General features: G+C 71.4%; 16 protein-coding genes. 15 read left to right on the top strand and 1 reads right to left on the bottom strand.

Translation table 11 applies throughout. From position 1 onward, the window contains the following. The 8 genes from aroC to nusB all read left to right on the top strand — a co-directional run bounded on the left by aroC (window position 1) and on the right by nusB (window position 6,393). Window positions 1-1,185, top strand: a complete 1,185-nt coding sequence (gene aroC, locus OHA81_RS06580; protein WP_329193671.1) for a chorismate synthase — start codon at window positions 1-3, stop codon at window positions 1,183-1,185. Then, entirely contained in the window at window positions 1,182-1,700 is a 519-nt protein-coding gene (locus tag OHA81_RS06575; RefSeq protein ID WP_329193669.1) for a shikimate kinase, read from the top strand. Before aroC ends, OHA81_RS06575 begins: the two co-directional genes overlap by 4 nt. Beyond that, window positions 1,697-2,788, top strand: coding sequence for a 3-dehydroquinate synthase (gene aroB / locus OHA81_RS06570; RefSeq protein WP_329193667.1), 1,092 nt, complete (start codon window positions 1,697-1,699; stop codon window positions 2,786-2,788). Before OHA81_RS06575 ends, aroB begins: the two co-directional genes overlap by 4 nt. Further along, the gene (gene aroQ / locus OHA81_RS06565) at window positions 2,785-3,225 is read left to right on the top strand and encodes a type II 3-dehydroquinate dehydratase (protein ID WP_329193665.1); all 441 of its coding nucleotides are present in this window, start codon (window positions 2,785-2,787) and stop codon (window positions 3,223-3,225) included. The genes aroB and aroQ overlap by 4 nt, the downstream gene beginning before the upstream one ends. Before the next feature lie 80 nt (window positions 3,226-3,305). After that, window positions 3,306-4,115: an AAA family ATPase gene (locus tag OHA81_RS06560; protein WP_329193663.1), complete on the top strand. Its 810-nt coding sequence runs from the start codon at window positions 3,306-3,308 to the stop codon at window positions 4,113-4,115. A gap of 114 nt (window positions 4,116-4,229) precedes the next feature. Next, window positions 4,230-5,336, top strand: a complete 1,107-nt coding sequence (locus OHA81_RS06555; protein ID WP_329193661.1) for an aminopeptidase P family protein — start codon at window positions 4,230-4,232, stop codon at window positions 5,334-5,336. 59 nt (window positions 5,337-5,395) lie between these two features. Beyond that, entirely contained in the window at window positions 5,396-5,962 is a 567-nt protein-coding gene (gene efp, locus OHA81_RS06550) for an elongation factor P (RefSeq protein WP_329193659.1), read from the top strand. 2 nt (window positions 5,963-5,964) lie between these two features. After that, a complete protein-coding gene (nusB, locus tag OHA81_RS06545; protein ID WP_136210902.1) occupies window positions 5,965-6,393 on the top strand; it encodes a transcription antitermination factor NusB in 429 nt (142 codons plus the stop codon). Between the two features lie 186 nt (window positions 6,394-6,579). On the opposite strand, the gene bldD is transcribed toward nusB, so the two are convergent. Beyond that, window positions 6,580-7,080 (bottom strand): transcriptional regulator BldD, encoded by a 501-nt coding sequence (gene bldD / locus OHA81_RS06540; RefSeq protein WP_030026184.1) that lies wholly within the window; start codon window positions 7,078-7,080, stop codon window positions 6,580-6,582. Between the two features lie 259 nt (window positions 7,081-7,339). Between bldD and pyrR the strand changes: the two genes are divergently transcribed. From pyrR to OHA81_RS06505, 7 genes are all read left to right on the top strand, one after another. Then, window positions 7,340-7,918 (top strand): bifunctional pyr operon transcriptional regulator/uracil phosphoribosyltransferase PyrR, encoded by a 579-nt coding sequence (gene pyrR, locus OHA81_RS06535; protein ID WP_329193656.1) that lies wholly within the window; start codon window positions 7,340-7,342, stop codon window positions 7,916-7,918. Between the two features lie 108 nt (window positions 7,919-8,026). Further along, a complete protein-coding gene (locus tag OHA81_RS06530) occupies window positions 8,027-9,016 on the top strand; it encodes an aspartate carbamoyltransferase catalytic subunit (RefSeq protein ID WP_030294587.1) in 990 nt (329 codons plus the stop codon). A gap of 2 nt (window positions 9,017-9,018) precedes the next feature. Further along, on the top strand, window positions 9,019-10,305 hold the full coding sequence (locus tag OHA81_RS06525) for a dihydroorotase (RefSeq protein ID WP_329193654.1): 1,287 nt from the start codon (window positions 9,019-9,021) through the stop codon (window positions 10,303-10,305). Continuing rightward, window positions 10,302-10,883 (top strand): PH-like domain-containing protein, encoded by a 582-nt coding sequence (locus tag OHA81_RS06520; RefSeq protein ID WP_329193652.1) that lies wholly within the window; start codon window positions 10,302-10,304, stop codon window positions 10,881-10,883. The genes OHA81_RS06525 and OHA81_RS06520 overlap by 4 nt, the downstream gene beginning before the upstream one ends. Further along, window positions 10,880-12,037, top strand: coding sequence for a glutamine-hydrolyzing carbamoyl-phosphate synthase small subunit (carA, locus tag OHA81_RS06515; RefSeq protein WP_329193651.1), 1,158 nt, complete (start codon window positions 10,880-10,882; stop codon window positions 12,035-12,037). The genes OHA81_RS06520 and carA overlap by 4 nt, the downstream gene beginning before the upstream one ends. Next, window positions 12,030-15,338 (top strand): carbamoyl-phosphate synthase large subunit, encoded by a 3,309-nt coding sequence (gene carB, locus OHA81_RS06510; protein WP_329193650.1) that lies wholly within the window; start codon window positions 12,030-12,032, stop codon window positions 15,336-15,338. The genes carA and carB overlap by 8 nt, the downstream gene beginning before the upstream one ends. 84 nt (window positions 15,339-15,422) lie before the next feature. Beyond that, the gene (locus tag OHA81_RS06505; protein ID WP_329193648.1) at window positions 15,423-16,532 is read left to right on the top strand and encodes a quinone-dependent dihydroorotate dehydrogenase; all 1,110 of its coding nucleotides are present in this window, start codon (window positions 15,423-15,425) and stop codon (window positions 16,530-16,532) included. The last annotated feature ends 4 nt before the right edge of the window (window positions 16,533-16,536 follow it).

The following is a 16,536-nucleotide window of genomic DNA, read 5'->3' as shown; positions in this document are numbered from 1 at the left end:
TTGAGCAGGTTGCGTTGGCTGACCGCAGGAGAGTCGCACGGACCGGCCCTGGTGGCGACGCTGGAGGGCCTCCCCGCCGGTGTCCCGGTCACCACCGAGCTGGTGGCGGACCACCTGGCCAGGCGCCGGCTCGGCTATGGCCGCGGTGCCCGGATGAAGTTCGAGCAGGACGAGATCACCTTCCTGGGCGGCGTCCGGCACGGGCTCTCCCTCGGATCCCCCATCGCGGTCATGGTGGGCAACACCGAGTGGCCCAAGTGGGAGACGGTCATGTCGGCCGACCCCGTGGACCCCTCCCTGCTCAAGGACACCGGCCGTAACGCGGCGCTGACCCGCCCCCGCCCCGGCCACGCCGACCTCGCCGGCATGCAGAAGTACGGCTTCGACGAGGCCCGCCCGATCCTGGAGCGCGCCAGCGCCCGGGAGACCGCCGCCCGTGTGGCCCTCGGCGCGATCGCCCGGTCCTTCATCAAGGAGACCGCCGGCATCGAGATCGTCTCCCACGTGGTCGAACTCGCCTCCGCCAAGGCCCCGTACGGCGTCTACCCGACCCCCGCCGACGTCGAGAAGCTCGACGCCGACCCGGTACGCTGCCTCGACGCCGACGCGTCGAAGGCGATGGTGGCCGAGATCGACCAGGCCCACAAGGACGGCGACACCCTCGGCGGCGTCGTGGAGGTGCTCGCGTACGGGGTCCCCGTCGGCCTCGGCTCGCACGTGCACTGGGACCGCCGCCTCGACGCGCGCCTCGCGGCCGCGCTCATGGGCATCCAGGCCATCAAGGGCGTCGAGGTCGGCGACGGCTTCGAGCTGGCCCGCGTGCCCGGCTCGCAGGCCCACGACGAGATCGTCTCCACCCCCGAGGGCCTCAGGCGCACCACCGGCCGCTCGGGCGGTACCGAGGGGGGCCTGACCACCGGCGAGCTGCTGCGCGTACGCGCCGCGATGAAGCCCATCGCGACCGTGCCGCGCGCCCTGGCCACCGTCGACGTCGCCACCGGCGAGGCGACCGTCGCCCACCACCAGCGCTCCGACGTCTGTGCCGTCCCGGCCGCGGGCATCGTCGCCGAGGCCATGGTCGCCCTCGTCCTCGCGGACGCCGTCGTGGAGAAGTTCGGCGGCGACTCCGTCCCCGAGACCCGCCGCAACGTCCGCGCGTACCTCGACAACCTGCAGATCCGGTGACCGGCGGGCCCCTGATCGTCCTCGTCGGACCCATGGGATCCGGCAAGTCCACGGTGGGCGGACTCCTCGCCGAGCGGCTCGGCGTCCCCTACCGGGACACGGACGCCGACATCGTCGCCGCCGAAGGCCGCGAGATCGCGGACCTCTTCGTCGACGAGGGCGAGCCGTACTTCCGCGAGCTGGAGCGCCGGGCCGTCGCGGCCGCCGTCGCCGAGCACACCGGAGTCCTCGCCCTCGGCGGCGGCGCCGTCCTCGACGCGGGCACCCGCGAGCTGCTCGCCGGCCTGCCCGTCGCCTACCTGTCGATGGACGTCGAGGAAGCGGTACGGCGCGTCGGCCTCGGCGCCGCGCGCCCGCTGCTCGCCGTCAACCCGCGCCGCCAGTGGCGCGAGCTGATGGACGCCCGCCGCCACCTGTACACCGAAGTCGCGCGCGTCGTGGTGGCCACCGACGACCGCACCCCCGAAGAGGTCGCCCAGGCGGTCCTCGACGCTCTGGAGTTGAAGGACGTATGACAGACCAGGTGACGCGCATCCAGGTCGGCGCGAGCGCGGGACACGAGGCGTACGACGTGCTGGTCGGCCGGCAGCTGCTCGGCGAGCTGGGCAGCCTGATCGGTACGCGGGCCCAGCGCGTGGCCGTGATCCACCCCGAGGCGCTGGCCTCGACGGGCGAGGCGCTGCGGGACGACCTGGCGGCGCAGGGCTACGAGGCCGTCGCCATCCAGGTGCCGAACGCCGAGGAGGCCAAGACCGTCGAGGTCGCGGCGTACTGCTGGAAGGCTCTCGGACAGTCCGGGTTCACCCGCACCGACGTGATCGTGGGCGTGGGCGGCGGAGCCACCACCGACCTCGCGGGCTTCGTCGCGGCGAGCTGGCTGCGCGGCGTGCGCTGGGTCGCGGTCCCGACCACCGTGCTGGCCATGGTGGACGCGGCCGTCGGCGGCAAGACCGGCATCAACACCGCCGAGGGCAAGAACCTCGTGGGCGCCTTCCACCCGCCCGCCGGCGTGCTGTGCGACCTCGCGGCCCTGGACTCGCTGCCGGTCCACGACTACGTCAGCGGCCTGGCGGAGATCATCAAGGCCGGGTTCATCTCGGACCCGGTCATCCTCGACCTGATCGAGGCGGACCCCGAAGCGGCCCGCACCCCCGCAGGCCCGCACACCGCCGAGCTCATCGTGCGGTCGATCCGGGTCAAGGCGGACGTGGTCTCCAGCGACCTCAAGGAATCGGGGCTGCGGGAGATCCTCAACTACGGCCACACGCTCGCGCACGCCATCGAGAAGAACGAGCGCTACAAGTGGCGCCACGGCGCGGCCGTCTCCGTCGGCATGGTCTTCGCCGCGGAACTCGGCCGGCTCGCGGGCCGGCTCGACGACGCGACCGCCGACCGCCACAAGGCGGTGCTCGCCTCCGTCGGGCTGCCGCTGACCTACCGGGGCGACCAGTGGCCCAAGCTGCTGGAGACCATGAAGCTCGACAAGAAGTCCCGGGGTGACCTGCTGCGCTTCATCGTGCTCGACGGGCTGGCCAAGCCCACCGTCCTGGAGGGACCGGACCCGGCGGTGCTGTTCGCCGCCTTCGGCGAGGTCGCCGCGTGAGCCGGCCCGTGCTGGTCCTCAACGGCCCGAACCTGGGCCGGCTCGGGTCGCGCGAGCCCGACGTGTACGGGGCCACCTCGTACGCCGGGCTGGTGGAGAGCTGCCGGGCGCTGGGAGCCGAACTCGGCTTCGACGTGGAGGTCCGCGAGACCAACGACGAGGGCGAGATGATCCGCTGGCTGCACGAGGCCGCGGACGGCAAGATCCCCGTGGTCATCAACCCGGGGGCCTTCACGCACTATTCGTACGGGATGCGCGACGCGGCGGCCCAGCGCACCGCGCCGCTCATCGAGGTGCACATCTCCAACCCGTACGCCCGCGAGGAGTTCCGGCACACGTCGGTCATCGCCTCCGTCGCCACGGGTACGGTGGCGGGCTTCGGCATCGGCTCCTACCGGCTGGCACTGCGCGCCCTGGCGGACGAAGTCACGCCCTGACGGTGCTGGTGGGCGGCTCGGGCTCCGCGGTCATATAACGTTCTCGCATCAGTCGCCGGAACGAGACGGAGTGGCAGCGGATGCAGCAAGGAGTGGGGAGCGGCGGCTGGGGGCAGCCGGGGCAGCATCCGCAGGCGCCCCCGCAGCCGCCCATGGCCCCGGCGCAGGGCTGGCCCCCTTCCGGGCAGCCGACGCCGCCCGGGCAGCCGACGCCGCACGACCGGTCCCCGGCGCAGGACAGCGGCGGATACGTTCCGCTGCCGCCCGCCCAGTCGCCGTCGCCCGAGCCCACCGGGCACATCCCGCTGCCGCCAGCGGTCGCCCCCGGCACCGGCGCGGCCACCCTCGCGGTGCTGCTGATCGGCCCGGCGGGCGCGGGCAAGACGACCGTGGCACGGCACTGGGCCGCCACCCGGCCGGTGCCGACCGCGCACGTCAGCCTGGACGACGTCCGCGAATGGGTCTGCTCGGGCTTCGCGGACCCCCAGGCGGGCTGGAACGACCACTCCGAGGCCCAGTACCGCCTGGCCCGCCGCACCTGCGGTTTCGCCGCCCGCAACTTCCTGGCGAACGGCATCTCCTGCATCCTGGACGACGCCGTCTTCCCCGACCGGCCCGTGGTGGGCCTGGGCGGCTGGAAACGGCACGTGGGCCCGGCCCTGCTGCCGGTCGTGCTGCTGCCCGGCCTGGAGGTCGTCCTGGAGCGCAACGCGGCCCGTTCCGGCAACCGCAGGCTCTCCGACGAGGAGGTCGCCCGGATCCACGGGCGGATGGCCGGCTGGTACGGGTCCGGCCTGCCGATCATCGACAACTCCCAGCTCGACGTCGAGGGCACGGCCCGCGCGCTGGACGAGACCCTGGCCCGCGTCATCGGCTCGCCCGCCTACTGAGGGCCGCCCGGCCACCGCGGCCCGCCCGCCCGCCGGGGCCCGCCCGCCCGCCGGCCGCCCCGTACGGCGGCTCTCGCCAGGCCGGATGGGCGGTGCGCTCGTACGCTCGAATACATGTCAGACGTGTACGCGGCCCGTCGGGCCCTGCTTCGCGACCGCTGCGCCGCCGCGGGCAACGCCGCCGCGCTGATCACGCGTCCGGCGAACGTCCGCTACCTCACGGGAGCCGCCCCGCCGGGCGCCGTCCTGCTGGTCGGTCCGGCGGAGGAGGTGCTGTTCTGCGGGGGCGCGCCGACCGGCGAGAACGACGAGGGCCGCCTGGACGAACGGCTGCGGGTCACCGTGCTGGACGCCCCGGGCGGGGATCCCGCCGTGGCGGCCGCCGATCTGGCCGCCTCGGTACGGGCCGAGTCCCTCGCGGTCGAGGAGCACCACATCACCGTCGGCCGTCACCGCGCCCTGCACTCCGTCGCGCCGAAGCTGCGCCTGGCGGACCTCGGGCTCGCCGTGGAACAGCAGCGCCTGGTCAAGGACGAGGAGGAGATCGCCTGCCTGCGCATCGCCGCCGAGATCGCCGACCAGGCCCTCGGCGAGCTGCTGGAGTCGATCCTCGTCGGCCGCACCGAACGCCACCTCGCGCTGGAGCTGGAGCGCCGCCTGGTCGACCACGGGGCGGACGGCCCCGCCTTCCCCACCTCCGTCGGTACCGGCCCCCACTCCGGCCGCTCCCGGCACCGGCCCTCCGACCGCCGGGTCGAGGAGGGCGACTTCCTCTCCGTGTGCCTCGGAGCGAACTACCGCGGCTACCGCTGCGAGATCGGCCGTACGTTCGTGATCGGCACCACCCCGGCCTCGTGGCAGATCGAGCTGTACGACCTCGTGTTCGCCGCCCAGCGGGCCGGCCGGGAGGCCCTCCTGCCGGGCGCCGCCTGCCGCGACGTCGACCACGCGGCGCGCTCCGTACTCGACTCGGCGGGGTACGGCGAGGCACTGGCCGCGTCCACCGGACACGGCGTCGGCCTCGAAATCGACGAGGACCCGCAGCTTGCACCTACGGCCATGGGTAAACTGGACGCTTGCGTGCCGGTCACCGTCGAACCGGGGGTTCACCTCCCGGGCCGGGGAGGTGTCCGGATCGATGACACGCTCGTCGTACGCCCCGAGGCGGACGGCGGTCCAGAGCTACTCACCATTACGACCAAGGAGCTGCTCGCGCTCTAGCCCGCTCGGCCGGGCTGTGCGCGCACCCGTGGTCTTCCAGTGCAGGAGATTCCGCAACCGTGGCTTCCACGAACGACCTCAAGAACGGCATGGTGCTGAAGCTCGACGGGGGCCAGCTCTGGTCCGTCGTCGAGTTCCAGCACGTCAAGCCCGGCAAGGGCCCGGCCTTCGTGCGCACCAAGCTCAAGCACGTGCTCTCCGGCAAGGTCGTCGACAAGACGTTCAACGCCGGCACCAAGGTCGAGACGGCCACCATCGACCGCCGTGACATGCAGTTCTCGTACATGGACGGCGAATACTTCGTCTTCATGGACATGGAGACCTACGACCAGCTGATGGTCGACCGCAAGGTCGTCGGCGACGCCGCCAACTTCCTCATCGAGGGCTTCACCGCCTCCGTGGCCCGTCACGAGGGCGAGGTGCTCTACGTCGAGCTCCCGGCCGCGGTCGAACTGGTCATCGAGCACACCGACCCGGGCGTCCAGGGCGACCGCTCCACCGGTGGCACCAAGCCGGCGCGCCTGGAGACGGGCCACGAGATCCAGGTCCCGCTCTTCGTCACCACCGGCGAGAAGATCAAGGTCGACACCCGCACCAGCGACTACCTCGGCCGGGTGAACAGCTAACCGTGGCTGCCCGGAGCAACGCGCGAAAGCGCGCTTTCCAGATCCTCTTCGAGGCCGATCAGCGCGGTGTGCCCGTGCGCGAGGTCCTCGCGGACTGGATCCGCCACGCGCGGTCGGACGACCGGCAGCCGCCGGTCAACGCCTACACGATGGATCTCGTCGAGGGGTACGCCGACAAGGTGAACCGCATCGACGACCTGATCGTCACCTACGCCGTGGACTGGGACCTCGACCGCATGCCGGTCGTGGACCGGAACATCGTCCGTCTCGGCGCGTACGAGCTGATCTGGGTGGACGAGACCCCGGACGCCGTGGCGATCGACGAGGCCGTCCAACTGGCCAAGGAGTTCTCCACGGACGAGTCGCCCTCGTTCGTGAACGGGCTGCTGGGCCGGTTCAAGGACCTCAAGCCGAGCCTGCGCCGCGAGTAGTGGTCCCGCAGGACCGGTGACAACGGGAGGGCCCGCGGCGCATCACGGCGCCGCGGGCCCTCCCGTTGTGCGTGCTGCGTCATCGGCCCCGTGTCCTCGGGCCGGAACGCGAAACGGCGGGTGCCGGACCCCCTGGGGGATCCGGCACCCGCCGGTAACGTTTCTGCTGGTCCTGTGCCCGGGGGGCTAGACGTCCTCGTGGGCCACGGCGCGCCGGGCGTCCGCGTCCAGCACGCCCCAGCTGATGAGCTGCTCGGTCAGGACCGAGGGGGACTGGTCGTAGATGACCGCGAGGGTGCGCAGGTCGTCCTGGCGGATCGAGAGCACCTTGCCGTTGTAGTCGCCGCGCTGGCTCTGGATGGTGGCGGCGTAACGCTGGAGCGGGCCGGCCTTCTCGGCGGGCACGCCCGCCAGCCGCTCCAGGTCCAGGCGCAGCTTCGGCGGCGGCTCGGCCGCTCCGCCCGGGGTGGTGCCCGGCAGGAGTTCCTGGACCGGAACCCCGTAGAAGTCCGCCAGCTCGGCGAGGCGCTGGACGGTCACGGCGCGGTCCCCGCGCTCGTAGGAACCGACCACCACGGCCTTCCACCGGCCCTGGGACTTCTCCTCCACACCGTGGAGGGAAAGGCCCTGCTGGGTGCGGATGGCGCGGAGCTTGGCCCCGAGCTGTTTGGCGTATTCGCTGGACATAACGCTCCCGGACGCTGTGACGCTGTGACGACATGGACGGCATGACCACGAGCGGCTCCGCCGCGCGGCTGGTAACTCACTGTGAGGTTACGCAGCGTTACTTGGATGCGTCAAGCCGAATGCTCTTCAACCCCCACTTACGAGGGGTCCCGCCTCGTGCCCGGTGGACGGACCGGGCACATCGGCCTGCTACGGTGGAACGCGAACATCAGACGTCCTTTAAGGTCCGTCCCGTGAGGCGGAGAAGGAGGTCCTTTTCATGGACACCCAGCAGAGCTCCGATGTCATGCGTCCCGTGCTGGACGCCCAGGACATCGCGCGGGTCCTGACCCGCATCGCCCACGAGATCGTCGAACGCGCCAAGGGCGCCGATGACGTGGTGCTCCTCGGCATCCCCACCCGCGGCGTCTTCCTCGCCCGCCGGCTGGCCGCCAAACTCGAAGAGATCACCGGTACGAAGATCCCGGTCGGCTCCCTCGACATCACCATGTACCGCGACGACCTGCGGATGAAGCCGGCCCGCGCGATCGGCCGCACCGAGATCCCCGGCGACGACATCGAAGGCCGCCTGGTCATCCTCGTCGACGACGTGCTCTTCTCCGGCAGAACCATCCGCGCCGCCCTGGACGCCCTCGGCGACCTCGGCCGCCCCCGCGCCGTCCAGCTCGCGGTCCTCGTCGACCGCGGCCACCGCGAACTGCCGATCCGCGCCGACTACGTCGGCAAGAACCTCCCCACGTCGCTGCGGGAGACCGTCAAGGTCCAGCTCCAGGAGGAGGACGGCCGCGACGCCGTACTGCTCGGCCAGCGGACCGACCGGGCAGCCGGGCAGCAGTAGCCCGAACCGGTACGGGTCCCGCCACGGGTGCCCGGCCGCAGCATGCCCTGCGCGCGACACCAGCCAGACAGCCCGCCTGCCTGCCCTCCTGACCTACGGAGCACCCAGATGAAGCGCCACCTCATCTCGGCCGCCGACCTCACCCGCGACGACGCCGTCCTCATCCTCGACACCGCCGAGGAGATGGCCCGCGTCGCGGACCGGCCGATCAAGAAGCTGCCCACCCTGCGCGGCCTCACCGTCGTCAACCTCTTCTTCGAGGACTCGACCCGCACCCGGATCTCCTTCGAGGCGGCCGCCAAGCGGCTCTCCGCCGACGTCATCAACTTCTCCGCCAAGGGCTCCTCGGTTTCCAAGGGCGAATCCCTCAAGGACACCGCCCTGACCCTGGAGGCGATGGGCGCGGACGCCGTCGTCATCCGCCACCACGCCTCCGGCGCCCCCTACCGCCTCGCCACCTCCGGCTGGATCGACTCCGCCGTGGTCAACGCCGGTGACGGCACCCACGAGCACCCCACCCAGGCCCTGCTCGACGCCTTCACCATGCGCCGCCGCCTGGTCGGGCGCGACGCCGGCCTCGGCAAGGACCTGAACGGCCGCCGGATCACGATCGTCGGCGACGTCCTGCACAGCCGGGTCGCCCGGTCCAACGTCCAGCTGCTCCACACGCTGGGCGCGGAGGTCACCGTGGTGGCCCCGCCGACGCTGGTCCCGATCGGCGTCGAGAGCTGGCCCTGCGAGGTCTCGTACAACCTGGACGAGGTGCTGCCGAAGTCCGACGCGGTCATGATGCTTCGTGTGCAGCGCGAACGCATGAACGCCGCCTTCTTCCCCACCGAGCGCGAGTACTCCCGCCGGTACGGGCTCGACGGCGACCGCATGGCCAAGATGCCCGAACACGCCATCGTGATGCACCCCGGCCCGATGAACCGCGGCATGGAGATCACCGCCGAGGTCGCGGACTCCGACCGCTGCACGGCCGTGGAGCAGGTGGCCAACGGCGTCTCCACCCGGATGGCCGTCCTGTACCTGCTGCTCGGCGGTTCCGAGCCCGCCGTCACCACCACCAGCACGCCCCGCATCGAGGAGAGCAAGTAACCATGAGCAAGATCCTGATCCGTGGCGCGAAGGTACTCGGTGGCGAGGCGCAGGACGTCCTGATCGACGGCGAGACCATCGCCGAGGTCGGCCAGGAGCTGTCCGCAGAGGGCGCCCAGGTCATCGAGGCGGCCGGCCAGGTCCTCCTCCCGGGCCTCGTCGACCTGCACACCCACCTGCGCGAGCCCGGCCGCGAGGACTCCGAGACCGTGCTGACCGGCACCCGGGCCGCCGCCTCCGGCGGCTACACGGCCGTCTTCGCCATGGCGAACACCTTCCCGGTCGCCGACACCGCCGGCGTGGTGGAGCAGGTCTGGCGCCTGGGCAAGGAGTCCGGCTACTGCGACGTGCAGCCCATCGGCGCCGTCACCGTCGGCCTGGAGGGCAAGCAGCTCGCGGAGCTCGGCGCCATGCACGACTCCGCGGCCCGTGTCACCGTCTTCTCCGACGACGGCAAGTGCGTGGACGACGCGGTGATCATGCGCCGGGCCCTGGAGTACGTGAAGGCCTTCGGCGGCGTCGTCGCCCAGCACGCCCAGGAGCCCCGCCTCACCGAAGGCGCCCAGATGAACGAGGGCGTCGTCTCCGCCGAGCTGGGTCTGGGCGGCTGGCCCGCCGTCGCCGAAGAGTCGATCATCGCCCGCGACGTGCTCCTCGCCGAGCACGTTGGCTCCCGCGTGCACATCTGCCACCTCTCCACCGCCGGCTCCGTCGAGATCGTCCGCTGGGCCAAGTCCCGCGGCATCGACGTCACCGCCGAGGTCACCCCGCACCACCTGCTCCTCACCGACGAGCTGGTGCGCTCGTACAACGCGGTGTACAAGGTCAACCCGCCGCTGCGCACCGAGCGCGACGTGATGGCCCTGCGCGAGGCGCTCGCCGACGGCACGATCGACATCGTCGCCACCGACCACGCCCCGCACCCGCACGAGGACAAGGACTGCGAGTGGGCCGCCGCCGCCATGGGCATGGTGGGCCTGGAGACCGCGCTGTCCGTCGTCCAGCAGACGATGGTGGAGACCGGGCTGCTCGACTGGGCGGGCGTCGCCCAGCGCATGTCCTTCGCCCCGGCGCGCATCGGCGGCCTGGAGAACCACGGCCGGCCCGTCTCGGCAGGTGAACCCGCGAACCTGACCTTGGTCGATACCTCGTACCGTGGTGTCGTGGACCCCGCACACTTCGCCTCCCGCAGCCGCAACACGCCTTACGAGGGCCGTGAGCTGCCGGGGCGCGTCACTCACACCTTCCTGCGGGGCCGGGCAACGGTCGTGGACGGGACGCTGGCGTGACACCTGCAGTAATCCAACTGGCCGCCGAGGCCGCAGAACGACACTCGGCGGAGGTGACGGACTGGGGCGCCCGCATCGCGTGGGTGATCGGTCTGCTCGTCTTCGTCGCGTTCGTCTACTGGCTGATGCGGCAGGGCTGGAAATGGCGCGGCACCCTGCAGGGCGATCTGCCGGAGCTGCCCGCCGCCCCGGACGGTCTGCCCGCCCACCGGCTCGCCCTGACCGGCCGGTACCACGGGTCCACCACCGCCGGACAGTGGCTCGACCGGATCGTCGCCCACGGCCTGGGGGTGCGCAGCCGGGTCGAGCTCACGCTCACCGACGCGGGCCTCGACGTGGTCCGTCCGGGGGCCACCGACTTCTTCGTACCGGCCGCGCAGCTGCGCGGCGCCCGCCTCGACAAGGGAATCGCGGGCAAGGTACTCACCGAGGGCGGTCTGCTCGTCGTCACCTGGGCGCACGGCGACAAGCTGATCGACTCCGGATTCCGCTCCGACCGGGCGGCCGAACACGCCGCCTGGGTCGAAGCCCTCAACCTCATGAACCCAACCATCACGACGGAAGGCGCCGAACGATGACGACCTCCACCAGGGGAGCAGCCAAAGCTCCCGCCGTACTCGTCCTGGAGGACGGCCGGATCTTCCGCGGCCGCGCCTACGGCGCTGTGGGGGAGACCTTCGGCGAGGCCGTGTTCTCCACCGGCATGACCGGCTACCAGGAGACCCTGACCGACCCGTCCTACCACCGCCAGGTCGTCGTGATGACCGCCCCGCACGTCGGCAACACGGGTGTCAACGACGAGGACCCCGAATCCTCCCGGATCTGGGTGTCGGGCTACGTGGTGCGCGACCCCGCCCGCAAGCCCTCCAACTGGCGCTCGCAGCGTTCCCTGGACGAGGAGCTGACCGCCCAGGGCGTCGTCGGGATCTGCGGCATCGACACCCGGGCGCTGACCCGCCATCTGCGCGAGCGCGGCGCCATGCGCGTCGGCATCTTCTCCGGCGAGGCGGTGATGGACGACGCCGTGCTGCTGGCGAAGGTCCAGGACGCCCCCCAGATGAAGGGCGCGAACCTCTCCGCGGAGGTCGCCACCAAGGAGACCTACGTCGTCCCCGCCATCGGTGAGAAGAAGTTCACCGTGGCCGCCGTGGACCTCGGCATCAAGGGCATGACCCCCCACCGGATGGCCGAGCGCGGCATCGAGGTGCACGTGCTGCCCGCCACCGCCACCGTCGAGGACATCTACGCCGTCTCCCCGGACGGGGTGTTCTTCTCCAACGGCCCCGGCGACCCGGCCACCGCCGACCACGCGGTCTCGGTGATGCAGGGCGTCCTGGAGCGCAAGACCCCGCTCTTCGGCATCTGCTTCGGCAACCAGATCCTCGGCCGCGCGCTGGGCTTCGGCACGTACAAGCTCAAGTACGGCCACCGCGGCATCAACCAGCCGGTGCAGGACCGCACCACGGGCAAGGTGGAGGTCACCGCGCACAACCACGGCTTCGCCGTGGACGCGCCCCTCGACAAGGTGTCCGAGACCCCCTTCGGCCGCGCCGAGGTCTCGCACGTCTGCCTCAACGACAACGTCGTGGAGGGCCTCCAGCTGCTCGACCAGCCGGCCTTCTCCGTCCAGTACCACCCCGAGGCGGCCGCGGGCCCGCACGACGCCGCGTACCTCTTCGACCGCTTCACGTCTTTGATGAGCACCACCCAGATGGAGGCCGAGCGTGCCTAAGCGCACCGATATCCAGTCCGTCCTGGTCATCGGCTCCGGCCCGATCGTCATCGGACAGGCCGCCGAGTTCGACTACTCCGGCACCCAGGCCTGCCGCATCCTCAAGGCCGAGGGCCTGCGGGTCATCCTGGTGAACTCCAACCCGGCGACGATCATGACCGACCCGGAGATCGCCGACGCCACGTACGTCGAGCCGATCACCCCCGAGTTCGTCGAGAAGATCATCGCCAAGGAGCGCCCCGACGCGCTCCTGCCCACCCTCGGTGGCCAGACCGCGCTGAACACCGCCATCTCCATGCACGAGCAGGGGGTGCTGGAGAAGTACGGCGTCGAGCTGATCGGCGCGAACGTCGAGGCCATCAACAAGGGCGAGGACCGCGACCTCTTCAAGGGCGTCGTCGAGGCCGTCAAGGCCAAGATCGGCTACGGCGAGTCCGCCCGCTCGGTCATCTGCCACTCGATGGACGACGTCATCAAGGGCGTCGAGACGCTCGGCGGCTACCCCGTCGTCGTCCGTCCCTCCTTCACCATGGGCGGCGCCGGCTCCGGCTTCGCCCACGACGAGGAAGAACTGCGCCGCATCGCCGGCCAGGGCCTGACGCTCTCCCCGACCACCGAGGTGCTCCTGGAGGAGTCCATCCTCGGCTGGAAGGAGTACGAGCTGGAGCTCATGCGCGACACCAAGGACAACGTGGTCGTCGTCTGCTCCATCGAGAACTTCGACCCGATGGGCGTGCACACCGGCGACTCCATCACCGTCGCCCCGGCGATGACGCTGACCGACCGCGAGTACCAGCGCCTGCGCGACATCGGCATCGCGATCATCCGCGAGGTCGGCGTCGACACCGGCGGCTGCAACATCCAGTTCGCGATCGACCCGGTCGACGGCCGCGTCATCGTGATCGAGATGAACCCGCGCGTCTCCCGCTCGTCCGCGCTCGCCTCGAAGGCCACCGGCTTCCCGATCGCCAAGATCGCCGCCAAGCTGGCGATCGGCTACACGCTCGACGAGGTCCCCAACGACATCACCGAGAAGACGCCGGCCTCCTTCGAGCCGTCCCTCGACTACGTCGTCGTCAAGGCCCCGCGCTTCGCCTTCGAGAAGTTCCCGGCCGCCGACGCCACCCTCACCACCACCATGAAGTCGGTGGGCGAGGCCATGGCCATCGGCCGCAACTTCACCGAGGCGCTGCAGAAGGCCCTGCGCTCCCTGGAGAAGAAGGGCTCGCAGTTCACCTTCGTCGGCGAGCCCGGCGACAAGGCCGAGCTGCTCGCCACCGCCGTCCGCCCGACCGACGGCCGCATCAACACCGTCATGCAGGCCATCCGCGCTGGCGCCACCCAGGAAGAGGTCTTCGAGTCCACGAAGATCGACCCCTGGTTCGTCGACCAGCTCTTCCTCATCAAGGAGATCGCCGACGACCTGGCCGCCGCCGAGAAGCTCCACCCCGAGCTGCTCGCCGAGGCCAAGCGGCACGGCTTCTCCGACGCCCAGATCGCCGAGATCCGCGGCCTGCGCGAGGACGTCGTGCGCGAGGTCCGCCATGCCCTCGGCGTCCGCCCGGTCTACAAGACGGTCGACACCTGCGCCGCCGAGTTCGCCGCGAAGACCCCGTACTTCTACTCCTCCTACGACGAGGAGTCCGAGGTCGCGCCCCGCACCAAGCCCGCGGTCATCATCCTGGGCTCCGGCCCGAACCGCATCGGCCAGGGCATCGAGTTCGACTACTCCTGCGTCCACGCCTCCTTCGCCCTCAGCGACGCCGGCTACGAGACCGTGATGGTCAACTGCAACCCGGAGACCGTCTCCACGGACTACGACACCTCCGACCGCCTGTACTTCGAGCCGCTGACGCTCGAAGACGTGCTGGAGATCGTCCACGCCGAGTCGCTGGCCGGCCCGATCGCCGGCGTCGTCGTCCAGCTCGGCGGCCAGACCCCCCTCGGTCTCGCCCAGGCGCTCAAGGACAACGGCGTCCCCGTCGTCGGCACCTCCCCGGAGGCGATCCACGCCGCCGAGGACCGCGGCGCCTTCGGCCGGGTCCTCGCCGAGGCCGGCCTGCCGGCGCCCAAGCACGGCACCGCCACCACCTTCGCGGGTGCCAAGGCGATCGCCGACGAGATCGGCTATCCCGTCCTCGTCCGCCCGTCGTACGTGCTCGGCGGCCGCGGCATGGAGATCGTCTACGACGAGACCCGGCTGGAGTCGTACATCGCCGAGTCCACCGAGATCTCCCCGACCCGCCCCGTCCTGGTCGACCGGTTCCTCGACGACGCCATCGAGATCGACGTCGACGCCCTCTACGACGGCACCGAGCTCTACCTCGGCGGCGTCATGGAGCACATCGAGGAAGCCGGCATCCACTCCGGCGACTCGGCCTGCGCCCTGCCCCCGATCACCCTCGGCGGCTACGACATCAAGCGCCTGCGCGCCTCCACCGAGGCCATCGCCAAGGGCGTCGGCGTCCGCGGCCTGATCAACATCCAGTTCGCGATGGCGGGTGACATCCTCTACGTCCTGGAGGCCAACCCCCGCGCGTCCCGCACCGTCCCCTTCACCTCGAAGGCGACCGCGGTCCCGCTCGCGAAGGCCGCCGCCCGCATCTCGCTCGGCACCACCATCGCCGAGCTGCGCGCCGAGGGCATGCTCCCGAAGACCGGCGACGGCGGCACCCTGCCGCTGGACGCGCCGATCTCCGTCAAGGAGGCCGTCATGCCGTGGTCGCGCTTCCGCGACATCCACGGCCGCGGCGTCGACACCGTCCTCGGCCCGGAGATGCGCTCCACCGGCGAGGTCATGGGCATCGACACCGTCTTCGGCACCGCCTACGCCAAGTCGCAGGCCGGCGCCTACGGCCCGCTGCCCACCAAGGGCCGGGCGTTCATCTCCGTCGCCAACCGCGACAAGCGCTCGATGATCTTCCCGGCGCGCGAGCTGGTCGCCCACGGCTTCGAGCTCATGGCGACCTCCGGCACCGCGGAGGTGCTGCGCCGCAACGGCATCAACGCCACCATCGTGCGCAAGCTCAGCGAGGGCGAGGGCCCGGGCGGCGAGAAGACGATCGTCCAGCTGATCCACGACGGCCAGGTCGACCTGATCGTCAACACCCCCTACGGCACGGGTGGCCGCCTCGACGGTTACGAGATCCGTACCGCGGCGGTGGCGCGCAGCGTCCCGTGCCTGACGACGGTCCAGGCGCTCGCCGCCGCCGTCCAGGGCATCGACGCGCTCAACCGCGGCGACGTGGGCGTCCGCTCCCTCCAGGAGCACGCCGAGCACCTGACCGCGGCCCGCGACTAGCAGCCCGTACGAGGAGGGGGACACCGGATTCGCGACAGCGACGGGTGTCCCCCTCTTCATGAGCGCACAAGGATCCCCACGCCGATGTACAAACTCTTCTTCAACCTCGTCTTCAAGCGGATGGACCCGGAGCAGGCCCACTACACGGCCTTCCGCTGGATCCGCCTCGCGGCCCGCACCCCGGGCCTGCGCGTCTTCGTCGCGGCCGTCCTCGCCCCCCGGTACGAGGCGCTGCGCACCGAGGCGCTGGGCCTGCGCATGCACGGCCCCTTCGGGCTCGCGGCCGGCTTCGACAAGAACGCCGTCGCCATCGACGGCATGTCGATGCTCGGCTTCGACCACGTCGAGATCGGCACGGTCACGGCCCGGCCACAGCCGGGCAACCCGAAGAAGCGGCTGTTCCGCCTCGTCCCCGACCGGGCGCTGATCAACCGGATGGGCTTCAACAACGAGGGCTCGGCGGCCGTCGCCCAGCGCCTGGCGGCCCGCAAGGCGGTCTTCAAGACGGTCGTGGGCGTCAACCTCGGCAAGACGAAGGTCGTGCCGGAGGAGGAGGCGGTGGCCGACTACGTCGCCTCCACCGAGCGCCTGGCCCGCCACGCCGACTACCTCGTCGTCAACGTCTCCTCGCCGAACACCCCGGGCCTGCGCAACCTCCAGGCCACCGAGTCCCTGCGCCCGCTGCTGAGCGCCGTACGGGAGGCCGCCGACCGGGTGGTGACCGACCGCCGGGTCCCGCTGCTGGTCAAGATCGCCCCCGACCTCGCCGACGAGGACGTCGACGCCGTCGCCGACCTCGCCCTGGAGCTCGGCCTGGACGGCATCATCGCGACGAACACCACCATCGCCCGCGAGGGCCTGGGCCTGCGGTCCGAGCCCGCCCTGGTCAAGGAGACCGGCGGACTGTCCGGCGCCCCCGTCAAGGCGCGCTCCCTGGAGGTGCTGCGCCGCCTGTACGCCCGTGTGGGGGACCGGCTGGTCCTGGTCGGGGTCGGCGGCATCGAGAACGCGGAGGACGCCTGGCAGCGCATCCTGGCGGGCGCCACGCTCATCCAGGGCTACAGCGCCTTCATCTACGAGGGCCCCGGCTACGCCCGCGCGATCCACAAGGGCCTGGCCGTGCGCCTGGCCGACAGCCCGTACGAGACGCTCGCCGACGCGGTGGGCGCCGAGACCCGGAAGGCCTCCCAGTGACCTC

Origin of the sequence: Streptomyces sp. NBC_00667, assembly GCF_036226825.1 — a bacterium.
Lineage (GTDB): Bacteria > Actinomycetota > Actinomycetes > Streptomycetales > Streptomycetaceae > Streptomyces.
This window is presented reverse-complemented; position numbering and strand designations above follow the sequence as displayed.